The 26,202-nt window shown below is 59.2% G+C and carries 33 protein-coding genes and 2 tRNA genes; 25 read left to right on the top strand and 10 right to left on the bottom strand.

The features are described from left to right. The first annotated feature begins 4 nt into the window (after nucleotides 1-4). From ACI2KS_RS10105 to ACI2KS_RS10080, 6 genes are all read left to right on the top strand, one after another. On the top strand, nucleotides 5-949 hold the full coding sequence (locus ACI2KS_RS10105) for a recombinase RecT (protein ID WP_404619646.1): 945 nt from the start codon (nucleotides 5-7) through the stop codon (nucleotides 947-949). Then, complete coding sequence (locus ACI2KS_RS10100) at nucleotides 936-1,568, top strand: lambda exonuclease family protein (protein WP_404619644.1); 633 nt, start codon at nucleotides 936-938, stop codon at nucleotides 1,566-1,568. The genes ACI2KS_RS10105 and ACI2KS_RS10100 overlap by 14 nt, the downstream gene beginning before the upstream one ends. Beyond that, the gene (locus ACI2KS_RS10095; RefSeq protein ID WP_404619642.1) at nucleotides 1,565-2,044 is read left to right on the top strand and encodes a single-stranded DNA-binding protein; all 480 of its coding nucleotides are present in this window, start codon (nucleotides 1,565-1,567) and stop codon (nucleotides 2,042-2,044) included. Before ACI2KS_RS10100 ends, ACI2KS_RS10095 begins: the two co-directional genes overlap by 4 nt. Before the next feature lie 501 nt (nucleotides 2,045-2,545). Beyond that, nucleotides 2,546-3,229 carry a hypothetical protein gene (locus ACI2KS_RS10090; RefSeq protein ID WP_404619640.1) on the top strand — a complete coding sequence of 228 codons (684 nt, stop codon included), beginning with the start codon at nucleotides 2,546-2,548 and terminating at the stop codon, nucleotides 3,227-3,229. 72 nt (nucleotides 3,230-3,301) lie between these two features. Next, entirely contained in the window at nucleotides 3,302-3,589 is a 288-nt protein-coding gene (locus ACI2KS_RS10085; RefSeq protein WP_404619638.1) for a hypothetical protein, read from the top strand. Then, entirely contained in the window at nucleotides 3,589-3,900 is a 312-nt protein-coding gene (locus ACI2KS_RS10080; protein ID WP_404619636.1) for a hypothetical protein, read from the top strand. The genes ACI2KS_RS10085 and ACI2KS_RS10080 overlap by 1 nt, the downstream gene beginning before the upstream one ends. Here the strand turns inward: ACI2KS_RS10080 and ACI2KS_RS10075 are convergent. Then, nucleotides 3,897-4,190, bottom strand: a complete 294-nt coding sequence (locus ACI2KS_RS10075) for a hypothetical protein (RefSeq protein WP_404619634.1) — start codon at nucleotides 4,188-4,190, stop codon at nucleotides 3,897-3,899. The genes ACI2KS_RS10080 and ACI2KS_RS10075 overlap by 4 nt on opposite strands. A 103-nt stretch (nucleotides 4,191-4,293) precedes the next feature. On the opposite strand from ACI2KS_RS10075, the gene ACI2KS_RS10070 reads away from it, so the two are divergent. Continuing rightward, nucleotides 4,294-4,644 carry a hypothetical protein gene (locus ACI2KS_RS10070; RefSeq protein WP_404619632.1) on the top strand — a complete coding sequence of 117 codons (351 nt, stop codon included), beginning with the start codon at nucleotides 4,294-4,296 and terminating at the stop codon, nucleotides 4,642-4,644. Here ACI2KS_RS10070 and ACI2KS_RS10065 read toward each other — a convergent pair whose 3' ends face one another. Beyond that, the gene (locus tag ACI2KS_RS10065) at nucleotides 4,645-4,845 is read right to left on the bottom strand and encodes a hypothetical protein (protein ID WP_404619630.1); all 201 of its coding nucleotides are present in this window, start codon (nucleotides 4,843-4,845) and stop codon (nucleotides 4,645-4,647) included. Nucleotides 4,846-4,967: 122 nt separating this feature from the next. Here ACI2KS_RS10065 and ACI2KS_RS10060 point away from each other — a divergent pair, with 122 nt between their 5' ends. The 8 genes from ACI2KS_RS10060 to ACI2KS_RS10025 all read left to right on the top strand — a co-directional run bounded on the left by ACI2KS_RS10060 (nucleotide 4,968) and on the right by ACI2KS_RS10025 (nucleotide 7,901). Beyond that, on the top strand, nucleotides 4,968-5,162 hold the full coding sequence (locus ACI2KS_RS10060; RefSeq protein WP_404619628.1) for a hypothetical protein: 195 nt from the start codon (nucleotides 4,968-4,970) through the stop codon (nucleotides 5,160-5,162). Then, on the top strand, nucleotides 5,153-5,557 hold the full coding sequence (locus ACI2KS_RS10055; RefSeq protein WP_404619626.1) for a hypothetical protein: 405 nt from the start codon (nucleotides 5,153-5,155) through the stop codon (nucleotides 5,555-5,557). Before ACI2KS_RS10060 ends, ACI2KS_RS10055 begins: the two co-directional genes overlap by 10 nt. Beyond that, nucleotides 5,557-6,057: a DUF3850 domain-containing protein gene (locus ACI2KS_RS10050; protein WP_404619624.1), complete on the top strand. Its 501-nt coding sequence runs from the start codon at nucleotides 5,557-5,559 to the stop codon at nucleotides 6,055-6,057. Before ACI2KS_RS10055 ends, ACI2KS_RS10050 begins: the two co-directional genes overlap by 1 nt. A 70-nt stretch (nucleotides 6,058-6,127) precedes the next feature. Continuing rightward, nucleotides 6,128-6,520, top strand: coding sequence for a hypothetical protein (locus ACI2KS_RS10045; protein WP_404619622.1), 393 nt, complete (start codon nucleotides 6,128-6,130; stop codon nucleotides 6,518-6,520). Continuing rightward, entirely contained in the window at nucleotides 6,517-6,672 is a 156-nt protein-coding gene (locus ACI2KS_RS10040; protein WP_404619621.1) for a hypothetical protein, read from the top strand. Before ACI2KS_RS10045 ends, ACI2KS_RS10040 begins: the two co-directional genes overlap by 4 nt. Continuing rightward, entirely contained in the window at nucleotides 6,669-6,863 is a 195-nt protein-coding gene (locus ACI2KS_RS10035) for a hypothetical protein (RefSeq protein ID WP_404619620.1), read from the top strand. The genes ACI2KS_RS10040 and ACI2KS_RS10035 overlap by 4 nt, the downstream gene beginning before the upstream one ends. A gap of 53 nt (nucleotides 6,864-6,916) precedes the next feature. After that, nucleotides 6,917-7,633 carry a metallophosphoesterase gene (locus tag ACI2KS_RS10030; RefSeq protein ID WP_404619619.1) on the top strand — a complete coding sequence of 239 codons (717 nt, stop codon included), beginning with the start codon at nucleotides 6,917-6,919 and terminating at the stop codon, nucleotides 7,631-7,633. Nucleotides 7,634-7,655: 22 nt separating this feature from the next. After that, nucleotides 7,656-7,901 (top strand): helix-turn-helix transcriptional regulator, encoded by a 246-nt coding sequence (locus ACI2KS_RS10025; protein ID WP_404619618.1) that lies wholly within the window; start codon nucleotides 7,656-7,658, stop codon nucleotides 7,899-7,901. On the opposite strand, the gene ACI2KS_RS10020 is transcribed toward ACI2KS_RS10025, so the two are convergent. The 7 genes from ACI2KS_RS10020 to ACI2KS_RS09990 form a co-directional block, all read right to left on the bottom strand. Next, nucleotides 7,898-8,875, bottom strand: a complete 978-nt coding sequence (locus tag ACI2KS_RS10020; RefSeq protein WP_404619616.1) for a tyrosine-type recombinase/integrase — start codon at nucleotides 8,873-8,875, stop codon at nucleotides 7,898-7,900. The two genes, ACI2KS_RS10025 and ACI2KS_RS10020, sit on opposite strands and share 4 nt — an antisense overlap. A gap of 137 nt (nucleotides 8,876-9,012) precedes the next feature. Further along, nucleotides 9,013-9,086: transfer RNA gene (locus ACI2KS_RS10015), tRNA-Cys, on the bottom strand. Nucleotides 9,087-9,131: 45 nt separating this feature from the next. Continuing rightward, nucleotides 9,132-9,207: transfer RNA gene (locus ACI2KS_RS10010), tRNA-Gly, on the bottom strand. A gap of 61 nt (nucleotides 9,208-9,268) precedes the next feature. Further along, on the bottom strand, nucleotides 9,269-9,829 hold the full coding sequence (gene pgsA, locus ACI2KS_RS10005) for a CDP-diacylglycerol--glycerol-3-phosphate 3-phosphatidyltransferase (RefSeq protein ID WP_404619614.1): 561 nt from the start codon (nucleotides 9,827-9,829) through the stop codon (nucleotides 9,269-9,271). 32 nt (nucleotides 9,830-9,861) lie between these two features. After that, nucleotides 9,862-11,685, bottom strand: coding sequence for an excinuclease ABC subunit UvrC (uvrC, locus tag ACI2KS_RS10000; protein ID WP_404620686.1), 1,824 nt, complete (start codon nucleotides 11,683-11,685; stop codon nucleotides 9,862-9,864). Between the two features lies 1 nt (nucleotide 11,686). After that, nucleotides 11,687-12,331, bottom strand: a complete 645-nt coding sequence (gene uvrY / locus ACI2KS_RS09995; protein ID WP_274130916.1) for a UvrY/SirA/GacA family response regulator transcription factor — start codon at nucleotides 12,329-12,331, stop codon at nucleotides 11,687-11,689. A 184-nt stretch (nucleotides 12,332-12,515) separates the two neighbouring features. Next, nucleotides 12,516-12,881, bottom strand: a complete 366-nt coding sequence (locus tag ACI2KS_RS09990) for a helix-turn-helix domain-containing protein (RefSeq protein WP_404619611.1) — start codon at nucleotides 12,879-12,881, stop codon at nucleotides 12,516-12,518. An 82-nt stretch (nucleotides 12,882-12,963) separates the two neighbouring features. On the opposite strand from ACI2KS_RS09990, the gene ACI2KS_RS09985 reads away from it, so the two are divergent. Further along, nucleotides 12,964-13,206, top strand: a complete 243-nt coding sequence (locus tag ACI2KS_RS09985; RefSeq protein ID WP_404619609.1) for a DNA-binding protein — start codon at nucleotides 12,964-12,966, stop codon at nucleotides 13,204-13,206. A 63-nt stretch (nucleotides 13,207-13,269) separates the two neighbouring features. On the opposite strand, the gene ACI2KS_RS09980 is transcribed toward ACI2KS_RS09985, so the two are convergent. Then, the gene (locus ACI2KS_RS09980; RefSeq protein WP_404619607.1) at nucleotides 13,270-13,722 is read right to left on the bottom strand and encodes a GNAT family N-acetyltransferase; all 453 of its coding nucleotides are present in this window, start codon (nucleotides 13,720-13,722) and stop codon (nucleotides 13,270-13,272) included. Nucleotides 13,723-14,519: 797 nt separating this feature from the next. Here ACI2KS_RS09980 and ACI2KS_RS09975 point away from each other — a divergent pair. The 9 genes from ACI2KS_RS09975 to ACI2KS_RS09935 all read left to right on the top strand — a co-directional run bounded on the left by ACI2KS_RS09975 (nucleotide 14,520) and on the right by ACI2KS_RS09935 (nucleotide 26,197). After that, nucleotides 14,520-15,605, top strand: coding sequence for a 3-deoxy-7-phosphoheptulonate synthase (locus ACI2KS_RS09975; RefSeq protein WP_404619605.1), 1,086 nt, complete (start codon nucleotides 14,520-14,522; stop codon nucleotides 15,603-15,605). 301 nt (nucleotides 15,606-15,906) lie between these two features. Continuing rightward, complete coding sequence (locus tag ACI2KS_RS09970) at nucleotides 15,907-16,791, top strand: triacylglycerol lipase (RefSeq protein WP_404619603.1); 885 nt, start codon at nucleotides 15,907-15,909, stop codon at nucleotides 16,789-16,791. 105 nt (nucleotides 16,792-16,896) lie between these two features. Then, nucleotides 16,897-17,178 carry a peptidylprolyl isomerase gene (locus tag ACI2KS_RS09965; protein ID WP_027898593.1) on the top strand — a complete coding sequence of 94 codons (282 nt, stop codon included), beginning with the start codon at nucleotides 16,897-16,899 and terminating at the stop codon, nucleotides 17,176-17,178. 331 nt (nucleotides 17,179-17,509) lie between these two features. Beyond that, the gene (locus tag ACI2KS_RS09960; protein WP_404619600.1) at nucleotides 17,510-19,378 is read left to right on the top strand and encodes an extracellular solute-binding protein; all 1,869 of its coding nucleotides are present in this window, start codon (nucleotides 17,510-17,512) and stop codon (nucleotides 19,376-19,378) included. After that, nucleotides 19,378-20,442 (top strand): microcin C ABC transporter permease YejB, encoded by a 1,065-nt coding sequence (locus ACI2KS_RS09955; RefSeq protein WP_404619598.1) that lies wholly within the window; start codon nucleotides 19,378-19,380, stop codon nucleotides 20,440-20,442. The genes ACI2KS_RS09960 and ACI2KS_RS09955 overlap by 1 nt, the downstream gene beginning before the upstream one ends. Continuing rightward, the gene (locus tag ACI2KS_RS09950; protein ID WP_404619597.1) at nucleotides 20,442-21,464 is read left to right on the top strand and encodes an ABC transporter permease; all 1,023 of its coding nucleotides are present in this window, start codon (nucleotides 20,442-20,444) and stop codon (nucleotides 21,462-21,464) included. Before ACI2KS_RS09955 ends, ACI2KS_RS09950 begins: the two co-directional genes overlap by 1 nt. A 1-nt stretch (nucleotide 21,465) precedes the next feature. Beyond that, nucleotides 21,466-23,049 (top strand): ABC transporter ATP-binding protein, encoded by a 1,584-nt coding sequence (locus ACI2KS_RS09945; RefSeq protein ID WP_404619595.1) that lies wholly within the window; start codon nucleotides 21,466-21,468, stop codon nucleotides 23,047-23,049. 60 nt (nucleotides 23,050-23,109) lie between these two features. Continuing rightward, nucleotides 23,110-24,528: a sigma-54 interaction domain-containing protein gene (locus ACI2KS_RS09940; RefSeq protein ID WP_404619593.1), complete on the top strand. Its 1,419-nt coding sequence runs from the start codon at nucleotides 23,110-23,112 to the stop codon at nucleotides 24,526-24,528. 277 nt (nucleotides 24,529-24,805) lie between these two features. Further along, nucleotides 24,806-26,197 carry a GntP family permease gene (locus tag ACI2KS_RS09935; RefSeq protein WP_404619591.1) on the top strand — a complete coding sequence of 464 codons (1,392 nt, stop codon included), beginning with the start codon at nucleotides 24,806-24,808 and terminating at the stop codon, nucleotides 26,195-26,197. Nucleotides 26,198-26,202: the final 5 nt, after the last annotated feature.

The following is a 26,202-nucleotide window of genomic DNA, read 5'->3' as shown; positions in this document are numbered from 1 at the left end:
CGACATGAACCAAGCAGTCACCACAATCACTCAGGACATTTACGGCGCGCGCAATCAGTTCGCCAATGTCCTTACTGATCGATCACTCAACTTCGAGCGCGAGGCCGAGTTCGCCATCCAGGTAATCACCTCAGGCGAGTACGCCACCAAGATCGCGCTGCAGAACAGGCAGTCGGTAGTCAACGCGATTACCAATATCGCCGCCATCGGCATCAGCTTGAACCCGGCGAAGAAGCAGGCCTATCTCGTCCCGCGGGACGGCAAGATCTGTCTGGACATCAGTTACATCGGGTTGATGGATCTGGCCATGGCAACCGGCGCTATTCGCTGGGCTCAGGCTGAACTGGTCTACGCGGCCGACTCGTTCACGCTGAACGGCTTCGACAAGCCCCCATCCCACTCATACAACCCGTTCGCCAAGGATCGCGGCGAGGCCATCGGCGTCTACGTTGTCGTCAAAACGGCCGATGGTGACTACCTCACTGAGACGATGAGCATCGACGACGTAAACGCCATTCGCGACCGGTCGAGCGCTTGGAAGGCCTGGATCAGCAAGCAGAAGTCCTGCCCCTGGGTCACCGACCCCGGCGAGATGGCAAAGAAGACTGTCGTGAAGCGCGGCTACAAATACTGGCCAAAGACGGACCGACTGGAACAGGCCATTCACCACCTGAACACCGATGGCGGCGAAGGTCTGGCTGGAATGCCTGGTGCGGCGCCGACTGATCCTGAGCTGGTGAACAGCTGGATCGAAATGGCGATGAAGGCCGGTAGCCTGGATGCGCTCGCCGAGGTTTACCACCAGGGCACTGCAGCTATGAAGCAGGCCAAAGACGCAGCAGGTCATGCCCGCTTCAAGGCGGAAGTGACCAAGCGCAGCGAAACCCTTAAAGCGGAAGCCGCGCCAATCGAAGGCGAGGCCGAGGAGGTGTTAGATGGAGCAGCGTAGCGCAGAGTGGTTCGCCGCAAGGCTTGGCTGTGTGACGGCCAGCCGTGTGAAAGATGTGATGTCCAGCGGTCGCGGCGGCGCGCCATCAGCCACCCGCAAGAACTACATGATGGAGTTGTTGTGCGAGCGCCTGACCGGCCAGCAAGGCGGCGCAGACCTATCTCGCAATGCGGCCGTACAGCGCGGTGTTGAACTGGAACCATTCGCTGGCATGGCCTACGAGTCGGACAAGGGCGTGATGATCGTCGAGTCTGGCCTTGTGATGCACCCAGTCATCCCCCGCTTCGGCGCATCCCCTGACGGTCTAGTCGGCGATGACGGCGTGCTGGAAATCAAATGTCCGAACACCGCGACCCACATTGCGACCATGCAGTCTGGCAAGCATGACCCTCAGTACGAGTGGCAAATGCTGGCCCAGATGGCCTGCACCGGGCGCCAATGGGCAGATTTCGTCAGCTACGACGACCGGCTGCCCGAGTCACTTCAATACATCTGTCACCGCTACGAGTGCGATTTCAAGCGCGTTCGCGAGATGGAGACAGAGATCAAAGCGTTCCTTGAAGAGCTCGATGAGCTTGAGCAGGAAATGCGTCAGCGGATGGAGGTAAAGGCAGCATGAGAGGCGTAAACAAAGTAATTCTGGTCGGGACCTGCGGCCAAGACCCGGAAGTCCGCTACATGCCCAACGGTAACGCGGTCACCAACCTGAGCCTGGCCACAAGCGAGCAATGGATGGATAAGCAGACGAACCAGAAGGTTGAAAAGACCGAATGGCACCGCGTCTCGCTGTTCGGCAAGGTCGCCGAGATCGCTGGCGAGTGGCTTCGCAAAGGCTCGCAGGTCTACATCGAGGGCAAGCTGCAAACCCGCGAGTGGGAGAAGGACGGCATCAAGCGGTACACCACGGAAATCGTCGTGGACATGCAGGGCACCATGCAGTTGCTCGGCGGCAAGCCGCAGGACGGACAGCAGCGGCAAGGCCACCCCCAGGCATCGGCTGCAAGACAGCCCGCTCCACGCCAGGCGCAATCAGCGCCTCAGCAGAACCAGCAGGCCGCGCCGCCTGATGACTTCGACTCCGATATCCCATTCTGACCCCACGATGAAGTGAGGTGCCAATGAAGCACTGTAAGCAGTGTGGCGCTCATAAACCCGAAGATGATTTCTATCCTAGACGCGCAGTCTGCAAGGCCTGCGTTACGGAAAGGGTTCGCGCCAATTACAGCAACAACCGCGATTACTACCGATCATATGATCGGAAACGAGCATCACTACCCCATCGGATAGAGGCGCGCGACGTATACGCATCCACATCTAACGGCCGGGTTCGATCATCTATAGCGAAGCGGGCCTATATCGAGCGTAACGCTGATAAACGGCAAGCGCACATCATCGTAGATAACGCTGTGAAGCGCCGGAAGATCTGGAAATCCCCTTGCTGCACTTCGCCTGGATGCTTCAGCACCGAGCACATTCAGGGCCATCACACCCATTACAACGAGCCGCTATGCGTGGTCTGGCTTTGTTCAGCCTGCCACGCTCAGTTGCATCGTGAGCATGACTCACGACAAAGCGCCTCGGCATAGGAGCCTGACAATGATCAGCCTTGAGCTCAGCAGCATTCAGCACAACCGCAGCAAATCAGCCGAACTGGCCGCCCTGATGGCGGATTACGAACGCCGCGGCGGGGTCGTTCACGAACTGAGCGTCACCCGCAGCGTTGCCCTTCCCTTCAACAATGAAACGATCGCCTACGGCTACAAATCCAGCGCCAGCGAGAATGATCGCAAGGTGCGGGAGGTGTTGATTGCTGAGCGGCGCACAGTGGAGCAGTTGAGGGCCTATGTAGGCCTCGGACTGAAGCGCGCATCGGCGGGCATGGGGATCAGCGTCAAGCGCCTGGGACATATCGCCAAGGAGTACGGCATCGTTTTCGTACCCATCAAGCCTGTGTCGCCGCTGAATCAGAAGCGTGCCGCAGAGGCTTTGCTGGTTCCGGACATCAAGCGCCGATTCACCGAGGGCGCCACGCAGCAGGACGTCATGCGTGAATTCGGTTTCAGCGCTGACCGCCTGCATCGGGTAGCCAACGATCACACCATCGAGTTGCCTGGCGCAGTCAACGAGGAAGAGGACCGCAAGCTGATTCCGCGCATTGAGGCGTTTCGCGATCTCGGCCTCCCACGTTCCACCTGCGCCAAGCGGATCGGGATGAGCCAGCAAAAGCTGCTGCGAATCATCAAAGCCTATGACGTAACCTATCCGAAGCACGTCCGGTGAGGCGGGTCATCAAGGCCCCGCAGCAGCGCAAGCGCAACCTGCAGCATCACCTCCCACCAAGCGGGCTCAGCGATGACCATGTCAGTGATTCACACCATCGGCCCAAATGGCGGCCACACATTGCCAAAAGGCACGCGTCCATCAAAGCCTGTGCGCTGGGACGTCAGCCTGTGGTTTCTGATGCCAGACGGCGAAAAGACCATCCGCAGCATGACGGTGCCAAGCGCACTGATGTTTGACCTGGTGCCGCTGGTGAATGAGCAGGTAGATGCAATGATCGCCGAGATGGGCAATGAGATACGCGGCGCAGGCTGGACAGCTCATGGCCGAGGCATTTCAAAGAGGCGGAGGAAGCGTTGATGGCTATGACTCAACAGCAGCGCGACGAGCGGATGACGGAGAGGAGACGCAAGGCCGGGGAGGAAGAGCTGCGGTTCCGAGTTCGCGCCGGCACGAAACAGGCACTTACTGAGCTGATGGCCTGGGCGGAAATTGAAGAGATGGGTGAAGCGCTGACCCTGATGATTCACCATCTGCATGGGTTAGGGCCTGATCGGGCCCTGCCGCTTCTCGCCGTCCCGCGCCACGAAATAACAGTGTCGCCAGTTGTGGCGCGGAAACTGGAGCTGGCTTATCAGCGTGAAGCTTTACGGATAGGCCAGGATGGCTAGCTCCTGATTGGCGCTCCAGCTTTAGCGACCGCCATTTGAGTGAGCTCGGACAGCAAAAGACCGTAATTCAGGTTCCGACCGAAGCTCTCCTCAAGAATGTCGAGCGGAAGGTTTTCCTCGCTTCGAAGGCTATCGTCAGGTTTGTAAACACCAATGAATGCAGCGTCCACCTGGCCGGAAAACAGCCCGATAGCTATGGTCGACGTGTATCCGTTGCTATGAGCGTGATCCTTACGCTCTGCACCAGGATACTGCTCAAAAAACTGAAAGAAACCGCGATGACGCTCCATTACTACTCCTTGACCCGGCCCTATGCCGGTCACCACGTATAGCCCACCACCAACCTATTCGCCACCGAACTTTCGGAGGGTGGCACGCGCATCGGAGAAGATCATGATGCTGAAAGTCAGAACGCTTTACCGCTGCATGGAATGCCGGGAGATCCACGACGATGAGGACGAGGCGCAGAATTGCTGCCGGCCGGCGATAAGCGAACTGTACGAATGCCCCGCCTGCAAGGCCGTCCATGACGAAGAAGAAAATGCAAATCTGTGCTGCGGAGCCGATGCCATCAAGTGTCCGTCGTGCGCTAGAGATTACAGCTCGATATCGCTGTCTTTCCAGGCCATAACGGTCGCCGGCCACTGCACTACGTGCAACCCGATGTTTACAGTAGACCAGCAACTCGCCATCCAAGACTTGCACTACAGGAACACCGGGCATCGCGAGCACATTCACGATTGATCACTCCACCACCAGCGCATCAACCGCCCTCTCAATCTCCAAGATCGCTTCCGACACGTACCAGCTTCCGTAGGCCGGATTATCGATCAGGCTTTCTGCTGCTGCCTCAGTCAGTGCGTCGACATCAACGCCTCGTTGTTTGGCCGTTTCCATGACGGCCTTGAGCGCTATCGCAAGCGCCATTTCCCTTTCCGTGCCCATGTCTCTTCCTCCTTGTGAGCAGGAGATTTTAGGCCATTTCGCAATTTGAATCACGACCCCAAAAGTAACCTCTACCGGTTACATCTTCGAAAGTAACCTCTTCGGCTTACAGGGATATCGCCATGCCCGAATCGCACCCGGCTCCCATCATCAAAGCGACAGTCTTCGTTGGCACTGACGGCAGTCATCGCATCAGCCTTCATCGATTCTCGCGGGTTCATCTGTCACCTAAAGCTGCGCTGAGCATAGCGCGGGAAATTCACCAACACGCCATCGACGCCATGCGGGCGGACGGTGAGCGGGAGGAATGGAAATGACACAGGAATTGAACAAGGAATGCGTGATCTGCCTGTCACTGGGCGATATCTGCGTGACGTGCGAAGAGCGTGCCGTAACTATTCCGGCCGCTGGCCCTGCCCGAATGGTGCACCGCTACCGAGTCGTGAAAATGCTGTCCGAGGATGGCAACAAGATCGATTACACGCCGCATGGCCCTTGGGTGGTTATGGCGGATGTGCACGACGCCGCAGTAAGCCGCATCCAGGCCGAGAAAGCCGCACTCCAGCAGCGCCTTAACGTCGCGGATCAGCGGGTTGACGATCTGCAATCCGAGCTGACCAAGGCGCGGGAGTGCTTGAAAGACCTGGGCGTTGATTGGCCTGAAGTAGCTGACATGTACCAATCCGCGCCAACCGCGAAGGGTGGTGAGTGATGGCTCAATACGAAACCGCGCATGAACTGAAAGTTCATCGTCAGCCGTTCGAGGATTTGCTCTCGGGCGTGAAAACCTGTGAAGTTCGCCGCTGTGATGACCGCAATTTCTCTGTAGGTGATCTGGTCTGGCTCCGAGAGCTGCGCGCTGGCTTCGGCAACCCATGGTCAGGCCGAGAGCTGCGCAAGCGCATCACTCACATCCAGAAGGATTACGGCCTGCCAGAGCATCTCTGCATTCTTTCATACGCCCCTGCCGAGGATGTCCGCGCAGTGGTGGAGGAGCCACCGGGCCTGCGGGAATTTGCCAAGGAAATTATCACCGCTGCCTACGATGGAGTTTCATACGACGGCGGAGATATACAGGACATCGCGGTAAAGCACGGCCTCCTGCGAAGCGAGCGTCACACTGCGCCATGCGGCGAGCACTGCGCCTGCAGTGAATACGGATTCCCCACCGTTTGCCTGCGACGAACTGAACTATTGAACCCCGCGCAGTAACCCCGCCGCCCGTTCGGCCCCACCCTATCCCTATTGCCTGCTGCGTATGCGGCGAGGCGGAGCTATGCCCATGAAGCCAGATCGCAACCAGCGGCGAATCCTCGCCAGGGAAAACGCCAAGCAGCCGTCAACCCTTCACCATGTACCGCGGGAGCAATGGCCGAACTTTGGCCCGCCGGATCTGATCGAGGTGTGGCGGTCGCGCGGTTTCCTCGTTCAGATCTACGTCGAACCCCGCGAGTACCAGCGCATGAGCGTGTGCCGGGCGCTTCACAACGGCGACAGCTGGGCAGACCAAGTCACGTGGGACGAGCTCATGCAGTTGAAGCGCGAGTGCGGCCGTGGCGACAAGGATGCGCTCGAGGTCTACCCGGCCGATGCTGACATCGTGAACGTCGCGAACATGCGGCACTTGTTTTTCCCGCCTGAGCCAGTGGGCTTTAAGTGGAGATCGATGCCATGAGCTCCCGAGACCAATTCGAACAGGCCTACGCCGAGGACGAAGGCCACACCGTAGAGTGGTGCGCCGATCAACGCATGATCAATGGCAGCTACCGGCTGTTGAAGATGGCGAGTGCATGGCGTTGGTGGCAGCGCGCCAAGGAGGCGGCATGAGGTTCGTGCGGCGCACCGGCTTCATTCGGCGGCATCTTGAAGCAGCGCTGATCCTGCTGGCCGCCTGGATAATCGCCGGACGCAACGTTCAGCGATCGGCCGTCGTCTCCCGGCTCGACAACAACGACATGGGCTACATGGCCGAAAAGCTGGAAGGCATCGCCGACCGGATCAAGCGCAAGTACCCGTAACCCCTTCCCCATCTATCCATCAGCCTGCCGGTGTACGGCGGGCGGGAGCCATAATGCTCGAAACAATAGAGGTGACGCGCGTGAAGCGTTTCTCCGCGAACACGGCCGGGCGCGATATTGCCGTCGGCGACATCCATGGTCACTTCAGCCGGCTTCAGGCGGCGCTGGATACCATCGGCTTTGACCCTGCAGCTGACCGGCTTTTCAGCGTTGGCGATCTGGTCGACCGCGGGCCAGAGTGCGAAGACGTCATCGAGTGGCTGAACAAGCCGTGGTTCCATCCGGTACGCGGCAACCATGACGATTACGTGGCCCGCTTCGATACCTGCGACATCGGCAACTGGATGCAAAACGGTGGAGTCTGGTTCGTTGGCCTGCCGCTGACGGAGCAGCAGAACTACCAGGTGATGTTCCAGGACCTGCCGATCGCCATCGAGGTTGAAACAGCCGGCGGCATCGTGGGCATCGTCCATGCCGATTGCGTCTTCGATACCTGGGCCCAGATGAAGGCCGAGCTGGAAGCGCCGGGAAGCAACAAACGGCTGAAGCTGACGCAGAACACCTGCATGTGGTCGCGCTCACGATACGAGCAGCAGGACTGCCGGCCAATCCCCGATGTGCGCGCCGTCGTCGTGGGGCATACGCCAATCGAGCGCCCGGTCACGCTGGGCAACGTTCACCACATCGACACCGGCGGCTGGCTCAGGGATGGCAGCGGCCACTTCACGCTGCTGGATCTCGCCACCCTGCAACCACTCAAACCCGCATAGACCCCGGACGGAGGTAGCCAATATGGAACCGGAAATCATTCATATCCCGGAACTGGCCAAGCTGCTTGGTCGGACGGAATCATCAATTCGCAGCGCTCGGCAGGCTGGAGCGTACTGGCTGCCTCCCTACTTCAAACAGGGCAGTCGGATCTGCTGGAGGTTGTCGACGGTGCGCAGGTTTCTGCAGGAGTGCGAGGAAGGCCGACATGCGCCGGCGCGCCCAGGGCGGAAGCGTCAAGCGCCGCCGACCCTGGCAAGGACTGGCTAGCCCAGTTTATCAGCCAGTGAGTCCGGGCATAGATGTGTGTATCGCTTGAGCATACTCATCGTCTTGTGCCCGGTAATACTCGCAACCTCCATCATTGAGAGCCCTTTTTCAAACAACCGCGACGTGCCTTCATGTCGCAGATCGTGGAAATGCAGGTCGGTCACCTTGGCCTCTTTGCAAGACCGCACGAAATACTGAGTAACCGAATGGGGTGCCAGCGAGAATACGGCGCCGTCGATTCTGGCCGGAAGCGATTCAAGCAGCTCCCGCGCGCGAATGGATAGCGGCACCAGCCGGCGTGAACCGTTCTTTGTGTCCTCCAGCAGCGCGTGCTTTCCTCTTATATGCTCCCTACGCAGCTGGATCAGTTCGCCGCGGCGCATCGCCGTCTCGACTGCAATCTCGATGATCGCCGGCATCTCATTATGGATTCCGGCGGCAGCTTTGATGATCCCCTTGAGCTCAGCACTGGTCGGGCGTCGATCACGTTCACGGCTGCCCTTCGGCATTCTGAGCTTGGTCACGGGGTTGGTCAGGCCTTCAATACCCCAGTCCTTGATGGCCACTGTATATAGATGACTGATCAGCGCCAGGGCCAGGCGGACGGTGTTGGTCGAGATGCCTTCCTTTAGGCGTGCGTCTCGATACTCGGCCAGGTCGGAAGATTTCAGCTCGGCCATCGATTTCGAGCCGTATTTGCTATCGGACCAAGTTTTGATCCTCGTCTTCTCCTGGGCCGCGCCCTTCTTGTTGACGGAGACCTCGCGCTCGTAACGCTTCAGTGCCTCGGCAACAGTGGTACGATCCGCCTCTCGGGTGTCAACGAAACGCTTGCGCGACATGTCGCCTTCGATTTCTGACGCCCAGCGCTGTGCTTCGGCCTTCGTGTCGAACGAGGCAGAAAGTGAGGGGTAACCTTTTTTGCGGATCTTTGTCCGCCATGTCCCGTTCGGGCGCTGTTCGATAGTGGCCATGCTGCGGATTTTGCACGGACGGCGTGGGACACGCAAATTTACTCAGTGTCCCAGATTTGTCCCAATTGTCCCGGAAACACAAATCCGCGGCACACAAAAAAAAACCCGCAGACCTGAGTCTACGGGGCTTTCAGAGGTGGAGGCCGAGGTCGGAATCGAACCGGCGTAAGCGGATTTGCAATCCGCGGCATAACCATTTTGCTACTCGGCCCCAAACGTCCAGCACCCTGACAACTGGCACTAAACGCGTACAAACTGGAGCGGGAAACGAGACTCGAACTCGCGACCCCGACCTTGGCAAGGTCGTGCTCTACCAACTGAGCTATTCCCGCTTGGTGTGGGCGCCATTCTATAGATTCAAATGACCCCGTCAACCCTTTGATTTAAAAAAACTTATTTTTCTTCCGTGGTGGTGCGCAGATGCGGCCAGGCGGCTCGCAGGTATTGCACCATCGACCAAAGCGTCAGCCCGGCGGCGATCATCAGCAACACGTAACCGAGTACCACCCAGAAGGTGAAGGCTGGCGGGTTGGCGAGCAGGATCACCAGCGCCAGCATCTGCGCTGCGGTCTTCCATTTACCCAGATTGGACACGGCAACTTGCGCGCGAGCGCCCAGTTCGGCCATCCATTCGCGCAGCGCCGAGATCACGATTTCACGACCAATGATGACCGCGGCCGGCAACGTCAGCCAGAAATTGGCGTGGGCCTGGACCAACAGCACCAGCGCAACAGCCACCATGAGCTTGTCCGCCACCGGATCGAGAAACGCCCCGAAAGGCGTGCTCTGCTCCAGCCGGCGAGCGAGGTAGCCGTCCAGCCAGTCCGTGGCAGCCGCCAGTGCAAAGACGGAACTGGCCGCCATGTAGCTCCAGTAATAAGGCAGGTAAAACAACAGAATGAAGATCGGAATCAGCAGGACACGTAATACGGTGATCAGATTAGGGATATTCATCGGCACAACTGGCTACGAGGTGAACGGGCATTCTACTCGCTGTGCAGGCTGGCATAAATCGACTCTGCGAGCTTTTTACTGATTCCAGGTGCCTTGGCGATTTCTTCGATGCTGGCTCGGGACAATTCCTGCAAACCGCCGAAGTGCTTGAGCAAGTCCCGGCGCCGGGTCGGGCCTACGCCAGCCACGCCTTCGAGGGTCGATGTTCGCCGCGTCTTGCCTCGACGCGCGCGGTGCCCGGTGATTGCAAAACGGTGCGCTTCGTCGCGGATCTGCTGGATCAAATGCAGCGCCGGCGAGTCGCCACGCAGCGTGAATTCATGCGCAGCGTCATTGAGGTACAAGGTCTCGAAGCCCGCCTTGCGGGTGGTGCCCTTGGCCACGCCCAGCAGAATCAGATCCGGTACAGCGAGCTCATTCATGACATCGCGCGCCATGTTCAGCTGCCCTTTGCCACCATCCACCAGGAGAATATCCGGAAGCTTGCCCTCACCGTCTTTGATCTTGCTGAAGCGTCGGGTCAATGCCTGGTGCATCGCCGCATAGTCGTCGCCCGCCGTCACGCCTTCGATGTTGTAGCGACGGTAGTCTGATTTGATCGGCCCCTCTGGCCCGAACACCACGCATGACGCCACGGTGGCCTCACCGCTGGAGTGACTGATGTCGTAGCACTCCAGGCGCTGCGGCGGCTCGTCCATTTTCAGCACCTCGGCCAGTGCCTCGAAACGCGCTGCAACGTGTTGCCGATTGGCCAGGCGTGCGCCAAGGGCCTGCTCGGCGTTGGTCACTGCCAGTTGCTGCCAGCGCGCCCGCGTACCTCGTACTCGATGGCTGATAGTGATTTCCCGGCCACGGGAAGCCTCGATGGCGTCAATCAGTGCCGGGAAATCCTCATTGACGACGTTGACGATGACTTCGCTGGGCAACTCGCGCTCACCACCGCCCAAAAAGTACTGGGCGAGGAACGCCGACATCACCTCACCGACCTCCTCCTCGATCCCCACCTGAGGGAAGAAGTTCTTGCTGCCCAGTACCCGACCGTCACGCACGCTGATCAAGTGCACGCAGGCGCCGCCCGGGTTGACGAAAGCTGCGACCACATCAACGTTACCGGTGCCGCCGTCCATGCTCTGCTGATCTTGTACCCGGCGCAGCAGGCCGATCTGGTCCCGTAATTCAGCGGCGTGCTCGAAGTTCAGGTCCATGGCGGCCTTTTCCATCAATGCGTTCAACTCATCGGTCAGCGCATTGCTGCGCCCCTCAAGGAACATCACTGAGTGACGCACGTCATCGGCATAGACCTGCGGCTCGACAAAGCTGACGCAAGGCGCCTTGCAACGCTTGATCTGATATTGCAGGCAAGGCCGCGTGCGGTTTTTGTAGAAGCTGTCCTCACACTGGCGCACGTGAAACGTCTTTTGCAGGATGCTCAGGCTTTCACGGATCGCCCCGGCGCTTGGATAAGGGCCGAAGTACCGCCCCTTGGCTTTTTTCGCGCCGCGGTGAATGCTCAGGCGGGGAAATTCGCCGTCCGAAAGGTGCACGTAGGGGTAGGATTTGTCATCGCGAAGCAGAATGTTGTACGGCGGCCGCGATTCCTTGATCAGCGTCTGCTCCAGCAGCAGGGCTTCGGTTTCGTTGGCGGTGATGGTGGTTTCGACTTGCGAAATGCGCGCGACCAATGCCCCGGTCTTGGGTGCATGGCCGGTTTTGCGGAAATAGCTGGCGAGGCGCTTTTTCAGGTTTTTGGCTTTGCCCACGTAGAGCAGCCGACCCTCGATATCGAACATGCGATACACGCCGGGGCGGCCACTGCAGGTAGCAAGAAATGCGCTGGGATCAAACGGCTGGGTCATTTCAGGCGCTGGCATCGACCATGCCGTGACGTACGGCCAGCAGCGCAAGCTCGACGTCGCTGCCGATCGAAAGCTTCTCGAAGATACGGTAACGGTAAGTGTTTACGGTCTTGGGAGACAGACACAGCTTGTCGGAGATGGTCTGTACCTTCTGACAACCGACGATCATCAGGGCAATCTGGATCTCGCGCTCGGACAGCAAGTCGAATGGCGAATTGCTGGTCTGCGGCTGAAAAGATTTGAGCGCGAGTTGTTGGGCGATCTGCGGGCTGATATAGCGCTGCCCGGCGAACACCAGGCGAATGGCCTGCACCATTTCGGTCAACCCGGCACCCTTGGTCATGTAGCCTGCGGCGCCGGCCTGCAGCAACCGGGTCGGAAATGGATCTTCCTCGCAGACCGTGACTGCCACGACCTTTATCTCAGGATGGCTGCGCAGCATTTTGCGGGTGGCTTCCAGACCGCCGATGCCGGGCATCTTCACATCCATCAAGACCACGTCGGGCTTGAGCTCACGGGCTTTCTTCAACGACTCTTCACCGGAGTCGGCCTGCCCCACTACCTGCAAACCGTCGATGTCGGCGAGCATGCGCGTGATACCTGTCCGAACCAGATCATGGTCATCGACAACCAGCACCCTAATCAAGCAGACACCTCACGAAACAATTTATGACGATAGTCGTCACCTTAGCAAAAAAGAAAGAGCAGGACCTAACCCGAAACAGCGTTCCAGCGGCCGTGCCTTGTTCCAACGGTGCCGACACGCTATCACCATCGAACACCATACTTACAAAAATCTTCAAACACACGCTTGCAGTGCGGGGAGGGTCTCAGTCCTGGTTCGACGTCGCTTTTTTTTCGACCGAGTAGGTCGCTTTGTATTCAGCCAGTGTTGTCGTCAGCCGAAAAATGGCGTCCTGATCTTCCTTTACAAGCGAACGATAACTGCCCAAAACCCACTCTTCGACCTGGCTGAGATTTTCAATCGGGGACGGCGTGCGGGCGCCGGTCAGTACGTAAAGGACATCGACACCTTTAGCGGCGACGGCTGCCAGATAGTCCGCTTTGGGTGTACGGTCACCGCTTTCGTATTTGCCTTGTGCATTGGGCTCCACGCCACCAATTTCTCCAAACGCTCGCTGCGAAAGCCCCAAGCGCTCACGTTCTTCCCTAAGCCGGGCACCAATTCCACTCATTTGAATGCATAACCTTGTTGACCCCATTCTTACGAATGGTAGAATCGAGATAAATTTGTACAGACTTGAACGGTTTTGAACTATGCCCGGAATCCGCACCGCAGCACAAGCCAGGGCCTGGCTGGAGCAACAAGGTAAATCTGTTCAAGAGTTTGCCCGGGAAAACAGCGTTGATCCGGCGACAACCTACCAACTGCTTTCCGGCCGGAAAAAGGGACGCCGCGGCGAGTCGCACAAGGTCGCCGTGCTGCTTGGCATGAAGGTTGGCGTCATACCGGATGAACCTGCGGGTGAAAACGACAGGGCGGCGGAGCCAGCTCAATAGGCGCCATTGTTACAGGACCTCTGCTCAAGCCTGCGCTCTACCCTTGGGTAATGAAGGCAGGTTTCATGACGGCTGGACCGTCAACTCCATCCAGGTCAGCGCGGCATCTTCCCCCACTTGCCGGTAGCCAAGCTTGCGATACAACCCGGTCGCCGGATTGTTCTTGAAAACCTTGAGGCGGATGCTGCTGTAGCCTCTGTCCCTGGCCATCTGACTCAGGTAGGCCATGACCCAGCCCCCTACCCCTTCACCGCGATAAGCCTCCACCAGCTGGACATCGCGCAGGTAAAGGTAGTTTTGTTCAACGGTGAATCCGAGAAATCCGATGCTCAGGCCTCCTTTGCGCACCAGATAACTTTCACGCACCGGCCATTGCGCATCGAATGCCTCCGGCTGCCAGATCAAACCATAGCGGGTGTAGTAACAGCGCATGTTGACGCGGGTCAGTTCGCGGGCAAAAGCCAGGTCTTCAGCGGTGGCCGGACACAGGCAAAGCGCTTTGTCGGTGCCCTTCATATTGGCGTACCCCTCGGTCCCTGAACGTTAATGTCTGCGCAGGGCACGGCGACTGATCGCGACTGTCCGCCCTACCTTCGAGCCGTCGACCAACGCCAACCGTCGTGGCAGACGTTCTGAGCCTCGCGCTGGCGCCATGTGCACCACAGCGCATCCGCATCGTCGGCGCCACATTCTACTGACATACGAAATATTGGCCAGCGGGCCCCGCGTGCCGGCCCGACGATTCATTAGCTACCAGCGTCAATTGACCTCATTGAAATTTCCAATTGAAAGACGGCGCAGGCCTGAAGTAAGCTCGCCGTCATTCCACGGAGACAGACCCATGCTCGCTTGCGTTCTTTCACAGCTTCAGCGCCCCGCCGACGCCCTGCGTCCGGTAGTGGATCTGGCTGCCTGGAAGGCAACAGCGGTCTGCTCACCTGCTTCTTATTTTTATGGGTATTGGTTTAGCCACTGGCGCGCCTGATACCCAAACGGCGCCCACCACTCACGGGACGCCAACCAGAGATAACTCTACCCCCGGTCGGCTTCCCGATCGGGGGTTTCGTTTTTTTGGCCTTTGTAAAATTCAACCGACGCTTCGAATTGAGGATCACGACATGAACTACAGCACTTATTACCGTAACGACAGCGACTGCGCATGGCGATTTAGCACCCTCCGTTCGGGACAGCCAGCCGCCTCCGATCGGTCACTGACAGGTGGCAAGTGCAAACACCCGGCCGATACGGCCAATTGTCGAACACCCCAGTAGGTTCGCGCGGGACAAACGCCCGCCGACCAGGAAGCCATTGTCATGAACTCGCCTCAAGCTGCAAGAAATCTGTCTGCCCTGCCGTCCAGCCCTGTGACCTTGATTGACAGCCTTCCCGATCCACAACGCCTGCCCAGCACCCTGGCGCTGAAGAATCAGCTGCCGTTGGACGCGGCCCTGACCGCGCAAATTTCTGCCCATCGCCAATCGGTGCGCGCCATTCTTAATGGTGAGGACTCGCGCCTGCTGGTGGTGGTTGGCCCCTGCTCCATCCATGACCCCCAATCCGCGCTTGAATACGCCGAGCGTCTGGCCAGTCTGGCCACTGAAGTCAGCGATCAGATGCTGCTGGTGATGCGCGCCTATGTGGAGAAGCCCCGTACGACCGTGGGCTGGAAAGGGCTGGCTTACGACCCGCATCTGGATGGCAGCGACGACATGGTTGCCGGCCTGACACTGTCGCGTCACTTGATGCGCGAGATGATCGGTCTTGGCTTGCCGATCGCCACGGAACTGCTGCAACCGATGGCTGCAGGTTACTTCGACGATTTATTGAGCTGGGTGGCGATCGGCGCACGCACCACCGAATCGCAGATTCACCGCGAAATGGCCAGCGGGCTGCAGATGCCGGTCGGCTTCAAGAACGCTACCGATGGCGGAATTTCCGTGGCCTGCGATGCGATCCGCTCAGCCGCTCACCCTCATCGACACTTCGGCATTGACCGGCATGGCCACCCTGCGATTATCGAAACCCAGGGCAATCCGGATACTCACATAGTGTTGCGCGGCGGTCACAGCGGCCCCAACCACGACGCCCAGAGCGTGGACCGGGTCAACGCCAGCCTGGACAAAAACCGCATCGCCGCTCGCATCATGGTTGATTGCAGCCACGCCAACAGCGGCAAGGATCCGCTGCGTCAGCCACAGGTGTTCAACGATGTCCTACAGCAGCGGCTGGCAGGGGACCACACCCTGATCGGCATGATGCTCGAAAGCCACCTGTTCGAAGGCCGTCAACCGCTGAGCGACTCGCTGCAGTACGGCGTGTCAATAACCGACGGCTGCCTGGGCTGGGATGGCACCGAGCACTTGCTGCGCGAGGCGGTGAACAAGCTGCGCTACAGGTAACATTTGCACATGGGAAGCTGGTGAGCGACTCGCAGCTTGCTTCCCATGCACCTGTCGCCAGTGGCAGCGCCGGCATTTGGAACCATGGATTCAGCCGGTAGGAAATCCCGCTAGCATCCTTCGGACCTGTCGCCAGCGCGTCCTGCCATACCCCTCGGGGCCTTGCAGGCAAGGACTTCGCGCTTTACCCGTGTCATCGACACAGCGTATGGCCGCTGCGCAGGGGGCCACCGCCCCCTATCCTGCGGCCCGAGTCTGGGCATTAACCTCGCTTGCCTCTGTCAAGCGAGCGATGTCGATCATGAACTACCCGCAAGTCACTACCAAATACCCGATTCTGCTGGTCCATGGCCTGTTCGGTTTTGATCGCATCGGTCAATTCGACATGTTTCATGGCATCGTACCGCCCCTGGAAAAAGCCGGATGTCGCGTGCATGTCCCTGCGTTGTCAGGTGTTCATGACAACGAAACCCGCGGCGAGCAACTCCTTGAGCAGATCGACCGCTTCCTCAAACGCACCGGCTACCTGAAAGTCCATCTGATCGGCCACAGCCAAGGCGCGCTGACCTGCCGTTATGCTGCAGCAGTGCGCCCCGACAGCGTCGCGTCGGTGACGTCGGTCAATGGTCCGAACCACGGCTCGGAGATGGCTGACAGGGTGCGCCGTGCGTTCACTCCGGGCAGCCTGCCGGAACGGCTGGCTTCAGCAATCGTGGCCAGCTTTGGCCATTTTCTTGCACTGTTGGCAGGCAACCGACCATTGCCTCAAAACCCGATGCTGGCGCTGGATGCGTTGACCACCGCTGGCGTCGCGCAATTCAATCGCCACTACCCGCAAGGTCTACCGGATGAATGGGGTGGCGAGGGGGCGGAACGCGTCGAAGGCGTGCACTACTATTCCTGGAGCGGCTGCATCAGCGGCTCGCTGCCAAGCCAGGGACGAAACGCCCTGGACCCACTGCACCTGGCGCTGCGCGGCTTTGCGCGATTGTTCGAAAGAGAAACTGTCTTCAACGATGGGCTCGTAGGACGCTACAGCTCGCACTTGGGCAGGGTCATCCGTTCCGACTACCCGATGGATCATGTCGATGCAATCAATCAGACCGCCGGAGTCGCGCCCAAAAACATCGATCCGGTGAGACTTTATGTTGATCATGCGGCCTTGTTGTTCAGCAAAGGGCTGTAGCTGTCGGCAGCACAACCCCGCTGGCCCGATGTGCCAGAACTTTCTGGAGAAAACCGCCCCCTAATCCGGTAGGCTCTTTTCTTTTTTTTCACAGGAGTATCAAAAATGGCCAAAGCCACTGCCCGCCACATCCTTGTTTCCAGCGAAGAGAAATGCAACGAACTCAAGGCTCAGATCGAGGGCGGCGCTGATTTTGCCGAAGTAGCCAAGTCCAACTCCAGCTGCCCATCAAGCCGTCAAGGTGGCGACCTGGGTTCTTTTGGTCCAGGCCAGATGGTCAAGGAATTCGACACCGTGGTGTTCAGCGCACCGGTCAACGTGGTGCAGGGCCCGGTGAAAACCCAGTTCGGCTATCACTTGCTGGAAGTGACCAGTCGTCAGGACTGATCCAGCCCAGCGACTGCAACGAACGGCCCGCCTGATAAGCGGGCCGTTTGTATTTAGTGCGCAGGAAACCATCGCGGTATTGAGTTCGGCAAAGAAATTGCTTTGATTTGTCAGATTAGCCGGCGTCCCCACGCTTGCGTCACGGGCAGCATGGCCAGCACTGTAGTGAATCGTCGACCGCAGGTAGTACGCGGTTACAAAGATCGCTTCATTGCGGTACCTTGCCACCGGAGGTAACGAATAAGAACACAGCCCTCACGACAGGCGGCAATCGCCTGTTCAAGACCTTCAACCCTGGTGTTGCGCTCCAACGTCAGTCAGGATTCGTGTAATGCGTTTTGTTTTTTCATCGCTGATGGTTGCAACACTGGTCCTGGTTTCTGGTTTTCAGTCCCTGTCCGCCGCACCTCAACACGCATTGACCGTTTACGGTGAAGCGCCCCGCTACCCGGCAGATTTCCAGCATTTCGACTACGTGAACCCCGATGCCCCAAAAGGCGGCAGCATGCGGCGGTCTGCGCAGGAAATCGGTCAGTTCGACCACATCATGCCCTACCTGGACAAAGGCACGGGCGTTTCTCAGGTCAATGGTCTGCTGTATTCGCCGCTGGCGGTCAAGTCGCTGGATGAGCCCTACACCGTCTATGGCCTGATTGCCGAGAAAATGGAGCGCGCCGCCGACGGCATGTCGCTGCGTTTTTATCTCAACCCCAAGGCACGGTTCTCCGATGGCACGCCCATCACCGCAGACGATGTGCGCTACACCTACAACCTTTTGATGACTCAGGGCAGCCTGTCCTACCGTACCGAGTTCGGCGACGTGAAGGACGTACGGGTCGAGTCGCCGACGCAGATACGCTTTGACTTCAAGAGCAATGAAAGCCGTACATTGCCTCTGGATCTGGCGACCTTGCCGGTGTTCCCGGAACACTGGTGGAAAGACCGGGACTTCGCCAACGGCGGCGGTTTCGAAATTCCGGTCGGCAGTGGCCCATACCGCATCGGCAAGGTTGATCCAGGCCGCAGCGTGACCTTCGAGCGCGACCCCGACTGGTGGGCGAACCAGCTGCCGGTCAATCGCGGGATGTACAACTTCGATCACTTCAGCGTCGAGTATTTTGGCGACACCGATGTTGCCCGGCAGGTGTTGCGCGGTGGCGGTTATGACTACAACCGCGAGTATTCGGCCACCGGCTACTCGATTGGCTACGACAGCCCGGCTTTGAGCGAAGGCCGTCTGCAGCGCGCGCACCTGGCCAAGGGTTCGGTGCAAAGCTCCCAGGGTTTCGTCTTCAATCTGGACCGGCCGAAGTTTCAGGACCGCCGGGTGCGTCAGGCGCTGGCCATGCTCTGGGATTTCGAGTGGACCAACAAACAGATGATGCGCAACGTCTATGTGCGTCAGAACAGCTATTTCTCCAACAGCGACCTGGCAGCCACCCAGCTGCCCACCGCGTCCGAGCTCAAATTGCTTGAACCCTTGCGTGGCCAGGTGCCGCCAGAGGTGTTCACCACGGTGTTTCAAACGCCCAGGACCGATGGCAGCGGATTCATTCGTGATAAACAGTTGCAGGCCCTGGCGCTGCTGGAAGAAGCAGGCTGGATGCCTAAAGAGGACAAGCTGGTCAATGCTGCAGGGGAGCCTTTGAGCTTCACCTTCCTCAACGGCCAGAGCGGATTCGAAAAGATCCTGCTGCCCTACAAGCGCAACCTGGCACAGATCGGCATCGACTTTGAAATCCGCCGCATCGACTCTGCCCAGTACCTGAACCGGGTCATGGCCCGCGATTACGACATGATTGTGACCGGCTATGGCGTATCGACCTCCCCCGGCATGGAGCTTTACAACAATTTCGGCTCCACAGTGGCGACCGATCCGGGCTCCAGCAACTATATGGTGCTGCGCGACCCGGCCATCGATACGTTGATCAACGGGCTGGCCAAGGCCGACAACAAGCCCGCCATGATCGACTATGCCCACGCACTTGATCGCGTGCTGCAGTGGGGCTTTTACTGGATCCCCAACTATTACCCGCCAGGGTCCTCGACCGTCTGGTGGAACCGTTTCGGCATTCCCAAGGTGCAGGCCAGTAACAGCGAAGCCATCGACACCTGGTGGGAGATCAGTCCACAAGCCCTGACCAACGAACAATTCGCCCAGCAACGGGGCGCTTCGGCCATTCCTTCGGAGGTCAAGTAATGCTCGGCTATCTGTTCAGACGCCTGCTGCTGATCATCCCGACCCTGTTGTGCATCCTGCTGGTGAACTTCTTCATCGTGCAGGCCGCGCCAGGCGGCCCGGTGGAACAGGCCATTGCCAAGCTGCAAGGCGTGGCGGGCGGCAGCATCGGTGCCGGTCATACCGAAACCATGAACGTTGGCCAGTCGCGGGCCAGCCGCGGCCTTGACCCCAAGCTGATCAAGGAGATCGAACACCAGTACGGCTTCGATAAACCGCTGCACGAACGCCTGTGGCTGATGCTCAAGAACTACGCCCGCCTTGACTTCGGCAACAGCTTCTTCCGCGGCGCCAAGGTCACTGACCTGATCCTGCAGAAAATGCCGGTGTCCATTTCGCTGGGGCTATGGGCAACGCTGATCACCTACCTGGTGTCGATCCCGCTGGGCATTCGCAAGGCGGTCAAGCACGGCAGCCACTTCGATATCTGGAGCAGCACGGCCATCATCATCGGCTACGCCATGCCGGCGTTCCTGTTCGCCATGCTGCTGGTGGTGCTGTTCGCCGGCGGCACCTCGCTGAGCTGGTTCCCGGTGCGTGGCCTGGTCTCGGAAAACTTCGACCAGTTGAGCACGCTCGGCAAGATCGCCGACTACTTCTGGCACTTGGTACTGCCGGTCGTATCGCTGGTGATCGGCGGCTTCGCAACGCTGACCATTCTTACCAAGAACTCGTTTCTCAACGAAGTGACCCGCCAATACGTGGTCACCGCCCGTGCCAAAGGCCTGAGCGAGCGTCGGGTGCTCTACGGCCACGTGTTCCGCAATGCGATGTTGCTGGTGGTGGCCGGTATTCCCCAGGCGTTTATCAGCGTTTTCTTCGCCGGATCGCTGATGATCGAGGTGATTTTTTCCCTCGACGGCCTGGGACGCATGAGTTACGAGGCCGCTGTGTCCCGTGATTACCCCGTGGTTTTCGGCTCGCTGTTCATCTTCACGCTGTTCGGGCTGCTGATAAAACTGGTCGGGGACATCTGCTACACCTGGGTCGACCCCCGAATCGACTTCAGCGCGAGGAATGCCTGATGCGCAGATTGTCTCCGGTAGCTCGCCGACGCTTCGAGCGCTTTCGCAACAATCGCCGTGGCTGGTGGTCGCTGTGGCTGTTTTGCGGCCTGTTCGTCATCAGCCTGTGTGGCGAGCTGATCGCCAACGACAAACCCCTGGTGCTCAGTTACCAGCACGAGCTGTATTTTCCCGCCTTCAAGCGCTACACCGAGCAGGAATTCGGAGGTCAACTACCGTTCCAGCCCGACTACCGCAGCGACTACGTGCGTCAATTGATCAGCAAGGGTGAGGGTTGGATGCTGTTTGCCCCCATCCCTTTCAGCGATGACACCCCTAATTATGACCTGAACAAACCCGCCCCCAGCCCGCCCTCGGCGATCAACTGGCTGGGCACCGATGATCAGGCTCGTGACGTCCTGGCCAGAGTGATCTTTGGCTCCCGGGTGTCCATCCTGTTTGCCCTGGCGCTGACCGTCATCAGCGCTTTGATCGGCATTGCCGCAGGCGCGTTGCAAGGCTATTACGGCGGCTGGGTGGACCTGATCGGACAAAGGCTGCTGGAGGTCTGGTCGGGGCTGCCGGTGCTCTATCTGCTGATAATTCTGTCCGGTTTCGTTGAGCCCAATTTCTGGTGGCTACTGGGAATCATGGCGCTGTTCTCCTGGCTCGCGCTGGTGGACGTGGTACGCGCCGAGTTCCTGCGCGGGCGCAACCTGGAATACGTCAAGGCCGCCCGCGCATTGGGGCTGGACGATCGAAAGGTGATCCTGCGGCACATCCTGCCCAACGCCATGAACGCGACCTTGAGCTACCTGCCGTTCATCCTCACCGGCGCCATTTCGACACTCACCGCACTGGACTTCCTGGGCTTTGGCATGCCGGCCGGCAGCGCGTCGCTGGGCGAGCTGATCGGTCAGGGCAAACAAAACCTGCAGGCTCCGTGGCTGGGCTTCACCGCATTCTTCACCCTGGCGCTGATATTGTCGTTGCTGGTGTTTATTGGCGAGGCGCTGCGCGATGCCTTCGACCCGAGGTCCTGACATGTCTGAAAATCTGATTGAAATCCGAGACTTGTCGGTATCTTTTAATGGAAATACTGTCGTCCGGCATCTGAGCCTGGACATCCCTGCGGGGCAATGCCTGGCGCTGGTGGGCGAGTCGGGCTCTGGCAAGTCGGTGACGGCGCATTCGATCCTGCAATTGCTGCCGCAAGCCGGCACGCTCAGCACCGGCAGTATTCGCTATCGCGGGCAGGAACTGCTCGGCGCGGACGGCAGGCTCATGCGAGAGATTCGCGGCAACCAGATCGCGATGATCTTCCAGGAGCCGATGACCTCGCTCAACCCCCTGCACACAGTGTCCAAGCAGATCGGCGAAACCCTGCTGCTGCACAAGGGCCTGAGCGGCAAGGCGGCACAGGCGCGCATCGTCGAACTACTGGAACTGGTGGGCATTCAGCATCCGAAAAAGCGCCTGAAGGCCTATCCTCATGAGTTGTCAGGTGGCCAACGGCAGCGGGTGATGATCGCCATGGCGCTCGCCTGCGAGCCAGAACTGCTGATCGCAGACGAACCCACGACCGCGCTGGATGTCACGGTCCAGAGAAAAATCCTGTTGCTGCTCAAGGAGTTGCAACAACGTCTTAACATGTCACTTTTACTGATCAGCCATGATTTGAACCTGGTGCACAGCATCGCGCAGAAAGTCTGCGTGATGCGTGCGGGGGAAATCGTCGAGCAATCCAACTGCCAGACCCTGTTCAAAAACCCGCAGCATCCCTACAGCCAGCTGTTGCTGGACGCCGAACCTGCCGGTGAGCCGTTGCCGCGCGACACCCGGGAGAAAGTGCTGGAAGTGGAGAACCTGCAGGTCTGGTTCTCTCTGGGCGGCGGCATTTTCAACCGCCATCACGAGTACCTCAAGGCCGTCGACGACATCAGCCTGAGCATCGAGCGCGGCAAAACGCTCGGCATCGTCGGCGAGTCGGGCTCGGGAAAATCGACACTTGGTCAGGCAATTCTGCGCTTGCTGGAATCACGTGGCAGTATTCGCTTCAAGGGTCACGCGCTGGACAGCCTGAATCAGAAGCAGATGCGTCCGTGGCGCAAGCAGATGCAGGTGGTGTTTCAGGACCCTTATGGCAGCCTCAGCCCGCGTATGTCGGTGGCGCAGATCATCAGCGAGGGCCTGGAAGTACACAGCGATCTGGACAAGCTCTGCTGTGAGGCCGAAGTGATTCGTGTATTGGAGGAAGTCGGCATCGATCCGTCGAGCCGACATCGGTATCCCCATGAGTTTTCTGGCGGGCAACGGCAGCGTATCGCCATTGCACGCGCCCTTGTGCTCAAACCTGCCCTGATTTTGCTCGACGAACCCACTTCGGCACTGGATCGCACCGTGCAGAAACAGGTCGTCGCGCTGTTGCGTCAGTTGCAGGAAAAGCATGGCCTGACGTATCTCTTCATCAGTCACGATCTGGCGGTTGTACGGGCGCTCGCCCACGACCTGATCGTGGTCAAGGACGGCAAGGTTGTCGAGCGAGGCGCCAGCCACGACGTGTTCGATGCACCTCAGCATCCCTACACCAGGGAACTGCTGGCTGCGGCACACCCGGGTTTCAACTGAACAGCAACCACCAGCAGTCTGTGCGGCCAGGTGCCGGGGACGGGAACTACGGAACAGTGCATGAAAGACAGTGACAGCCTCAAGGATTACCGACGCGTGCGGCGCTTAGCGATTCGCTCGTTGTTCGAAATCATCGAGCAGTCCAGTGAAGGTACTGTGATCGTGGACAAGGAAGCGCGAATCGTCTGGATCAATGAGCGCTACGCCAGGCGCTTCGGTCTGGAGGATGCCAGTCGGGCGGTGGGCCAACCCTGTGAGAAAGTGATTCCCGGCAGCCTGCTGCGGCAGGTGGCGAGCAATGGCCAACCCATCCTGCTGGACATGATGGACACCGCCAAGGATCCGCTGGTCGTCATGCGCTTGCCGATTCATGACGACAGCGGCGGGGTCATAGGCGCGATCGGCTTCGCCCTGTTCGATGAGCTGCATGCCTTGTCGCCTCTGCTCAAACGCTACCTGAGCATGCAGCAGGAGCTGGCCTCTACCCGCTCCTTGTTGCGCGCGCGACAGGCCAAATACAGTTTTGCGCATTTCATCGGCACCAGTGCCGCGAGCCTTGAAGTCAAACGCCGCGCCCGACGCAGCGCCAGTACCGATTCACCGGTGCTGCTGCTGGGCGAGACCGGTACCGGCAAGGAGTTGCTGGCCCATGCCATTCACAACACCTCGCCCCGCGCGCACAGAGCGTTTGTCAGCGTCAACAGTGCGGCGATCCCTGAAAACCTGCTTGAAGCGGAGTTCTTCGGCACCGCGCCAGGTGCATTCACCGGCGCCGACCGTCGAGGCCGACAGGGCAAACTGTACCTGGCCGAAGGCGGCACCCTGTTTCTCGATGAAATCGGCGACATGCCTATGCCCCTGCAGAGCAAACTGCTGAGGGTGTTGCAGGAAAAAGAGTACGAGCCGGTCGGCTCCAACGAGATGATCAAGAGCGACGTGCGCCTGATCGCCGCGACTTCCACCGATCTGGAGGCGGCGATCAAGCGTGGGGACTTTCGTGCCGACCTGTATTACCGGTTGAGCGTGCTGCCCATCGAAGTTCCACCGTTGCGTGAGCGCCTGGACGATCTGGAAGCCCTGAGTGAGGCGATTCTCGAGGAATTGCGCAGCCAGCACGAGCTCGAACCGGACGCCATGATGATGCTCAGGCAGCATGCCTGGCCAGGCAATATTCGCGAGTTGCGCAATGTCCTGGAGCGCGCCGCATTGCTGAGCGACACGATGCACCTGGGCGCTCGTGAGATTCGCACGGCGATCGGCACCCTGGTACCGATTGAAGGCATTGGCAGCCACCGGCTGATGGAGTCCGTCTCCGATGAGACCTACAGCGCAGCGCGACTAAGGTTTGACCGTGATCTGATCCAGACCAAACTGGCGCAATGCCAAGGCAACGTGATCCTTGCGGCGCGACAGCTGGGGTTGGGTCGGTCGACGCTGTACAAGAAGATGGCGGCGCTGGGGATCGTCGAGTCTCATTAAAGAGACTCTGCGTCTCGAAACAGGGACAGAGCAGTTTTACTCGTTGAAAACCCCATAGGCAGCGGGCTGGGACCACTCGAATCACTGCCGACGGCCTGGGCAATTCTGTCCAATCTGCCTTTTCTGTCTGCAAACAGAGACGGAAAAAGCCGGCTAGCAATCAAACCAAGACAAAAATAGTTTTAAATCAATCAGTTAGCGTAATGGCACGAAACTGGCTATACCTCCTGTAAGCGGCCCGACCGCGTCCATAACAAAAACAAACAGGAGACACTCAATGAGTGTGATCATCGCCTTGGCCGCCCTCGCGCTGCTGATGCTCGCTGCCTACCGCGGTTATAGCGTTATCCTCTTCGCGCCCATCGCCGCTTTGGGCGCGGTGCTACTGACCGATCCGTCCGCCGTGGCTCCCGCCTTTACCGGCGTGTTCATGGACAAGATGGTCGGCTTCGTCAAACTCTACTTTCCGGTTTTTCTGCTGGGCGCCGTGTTCGGCAAACTTATCGAACTGTCCGGATTCTCCCGTTCGATCGTCGCCGCAGCGATCCGCTTGCTGGGCACGCGCCAGGCGATGCTGGTGATCGTACTGGTCTGCGCCCTGCTCACTTACGGCGGCGTCTCACTGTTTGTGGTGGTGTTCGCGGTGTACCCGTTTGCCGCCGAAATGTTTCGCCAGAGCAATATCCCGAAACGCCTGATCCCGGCCACCATCGCGTTGGGTGCATTTTCGTTCACCATGGACGCCCTGCCCGGCACGCCGCAGATCCAGAACATCATCCCCTCGACTTTCTTCAACACCACCGCCTGGGCGGCGCCATGGCTGGGGTTGATCGGCACGGCATTCGTGTTCTGCGCCGGCATGCTGTTTTTGCAGCGCCAGCGTAACAAGGCGCAACGCGCCGGTGAGGGCTATGGCACCGAGTTGCGAAATGAACCGCAAACACCGGCCGATATTCGACTGCCCAATCCCTGGGTCGCTCTGGCGCCGTTGTTGCTGGTGGGGGTGATGAACCTGCTGTTCACCCAGTGGATTCCACAGTGGTATGGCAAGACTCATACGCTGGCGCTGCCGGGCATGGCCACGCCGGTGCAGACCGAAATCTCCAAGATCACCGCCATCTGGGCGGTCGAGGCGGCGCTGCTGGTAGGCATCGTCTTCGTGCTGGTGTTCGCCTTCAGCGCAGTCAGGTCACAGCTGGCAGAAGGCAGTAAAGGTGCAGTCAGCGGCGCCTTGCTGGCGGCCATGAACACGGCTTCGGAATACGGCTTTGGTGCTGTGATCGCTTCGCTGCCAGGCTTTCTGGTGCTGGCGGACGGGCTCAAGAGCATCCCCAATCCACTGGTCAACGAAGCGATCACGGTCACCCTGCTCGCGGGCATCACCGGCTCAGCCTCAGGCGGCATGAGCATCGCCCTGGCGGCGATGTCCGACAGTTTCATCGCCGCCGCCCACGCCGCCAATATTCCATTGGAGGTGCTGCATCGGGTGGCGGCCATGGCCAGCGGCGGCATGGACACCCTGCCGCACAACGGCGCCGTGATTACGCTGCTGGCGGTCACGGGTCTGACCCACCGCGAGGCTTACAAGGATATTTTCGGTATCACCATCATCAAGACCCTGGCGGTGTTCGTGGTGATCAGCACTTTCTATGCAACCGGCATCGTATGAGGAAT

This window comes from Pseudomonas sp. NPDC087358 (assembly GCF_044900785.1).
In the GTDB taxonomy this organism is placed as follows: Bacteria; Pseudomonadota; Gammaproteobacteria; order Pseudomonadales; family Pseudomonadaceae; genus Aquipseudomonas.
This window is presented reverse-complemented; position numbering and strand designations above follow the sequence as displayed.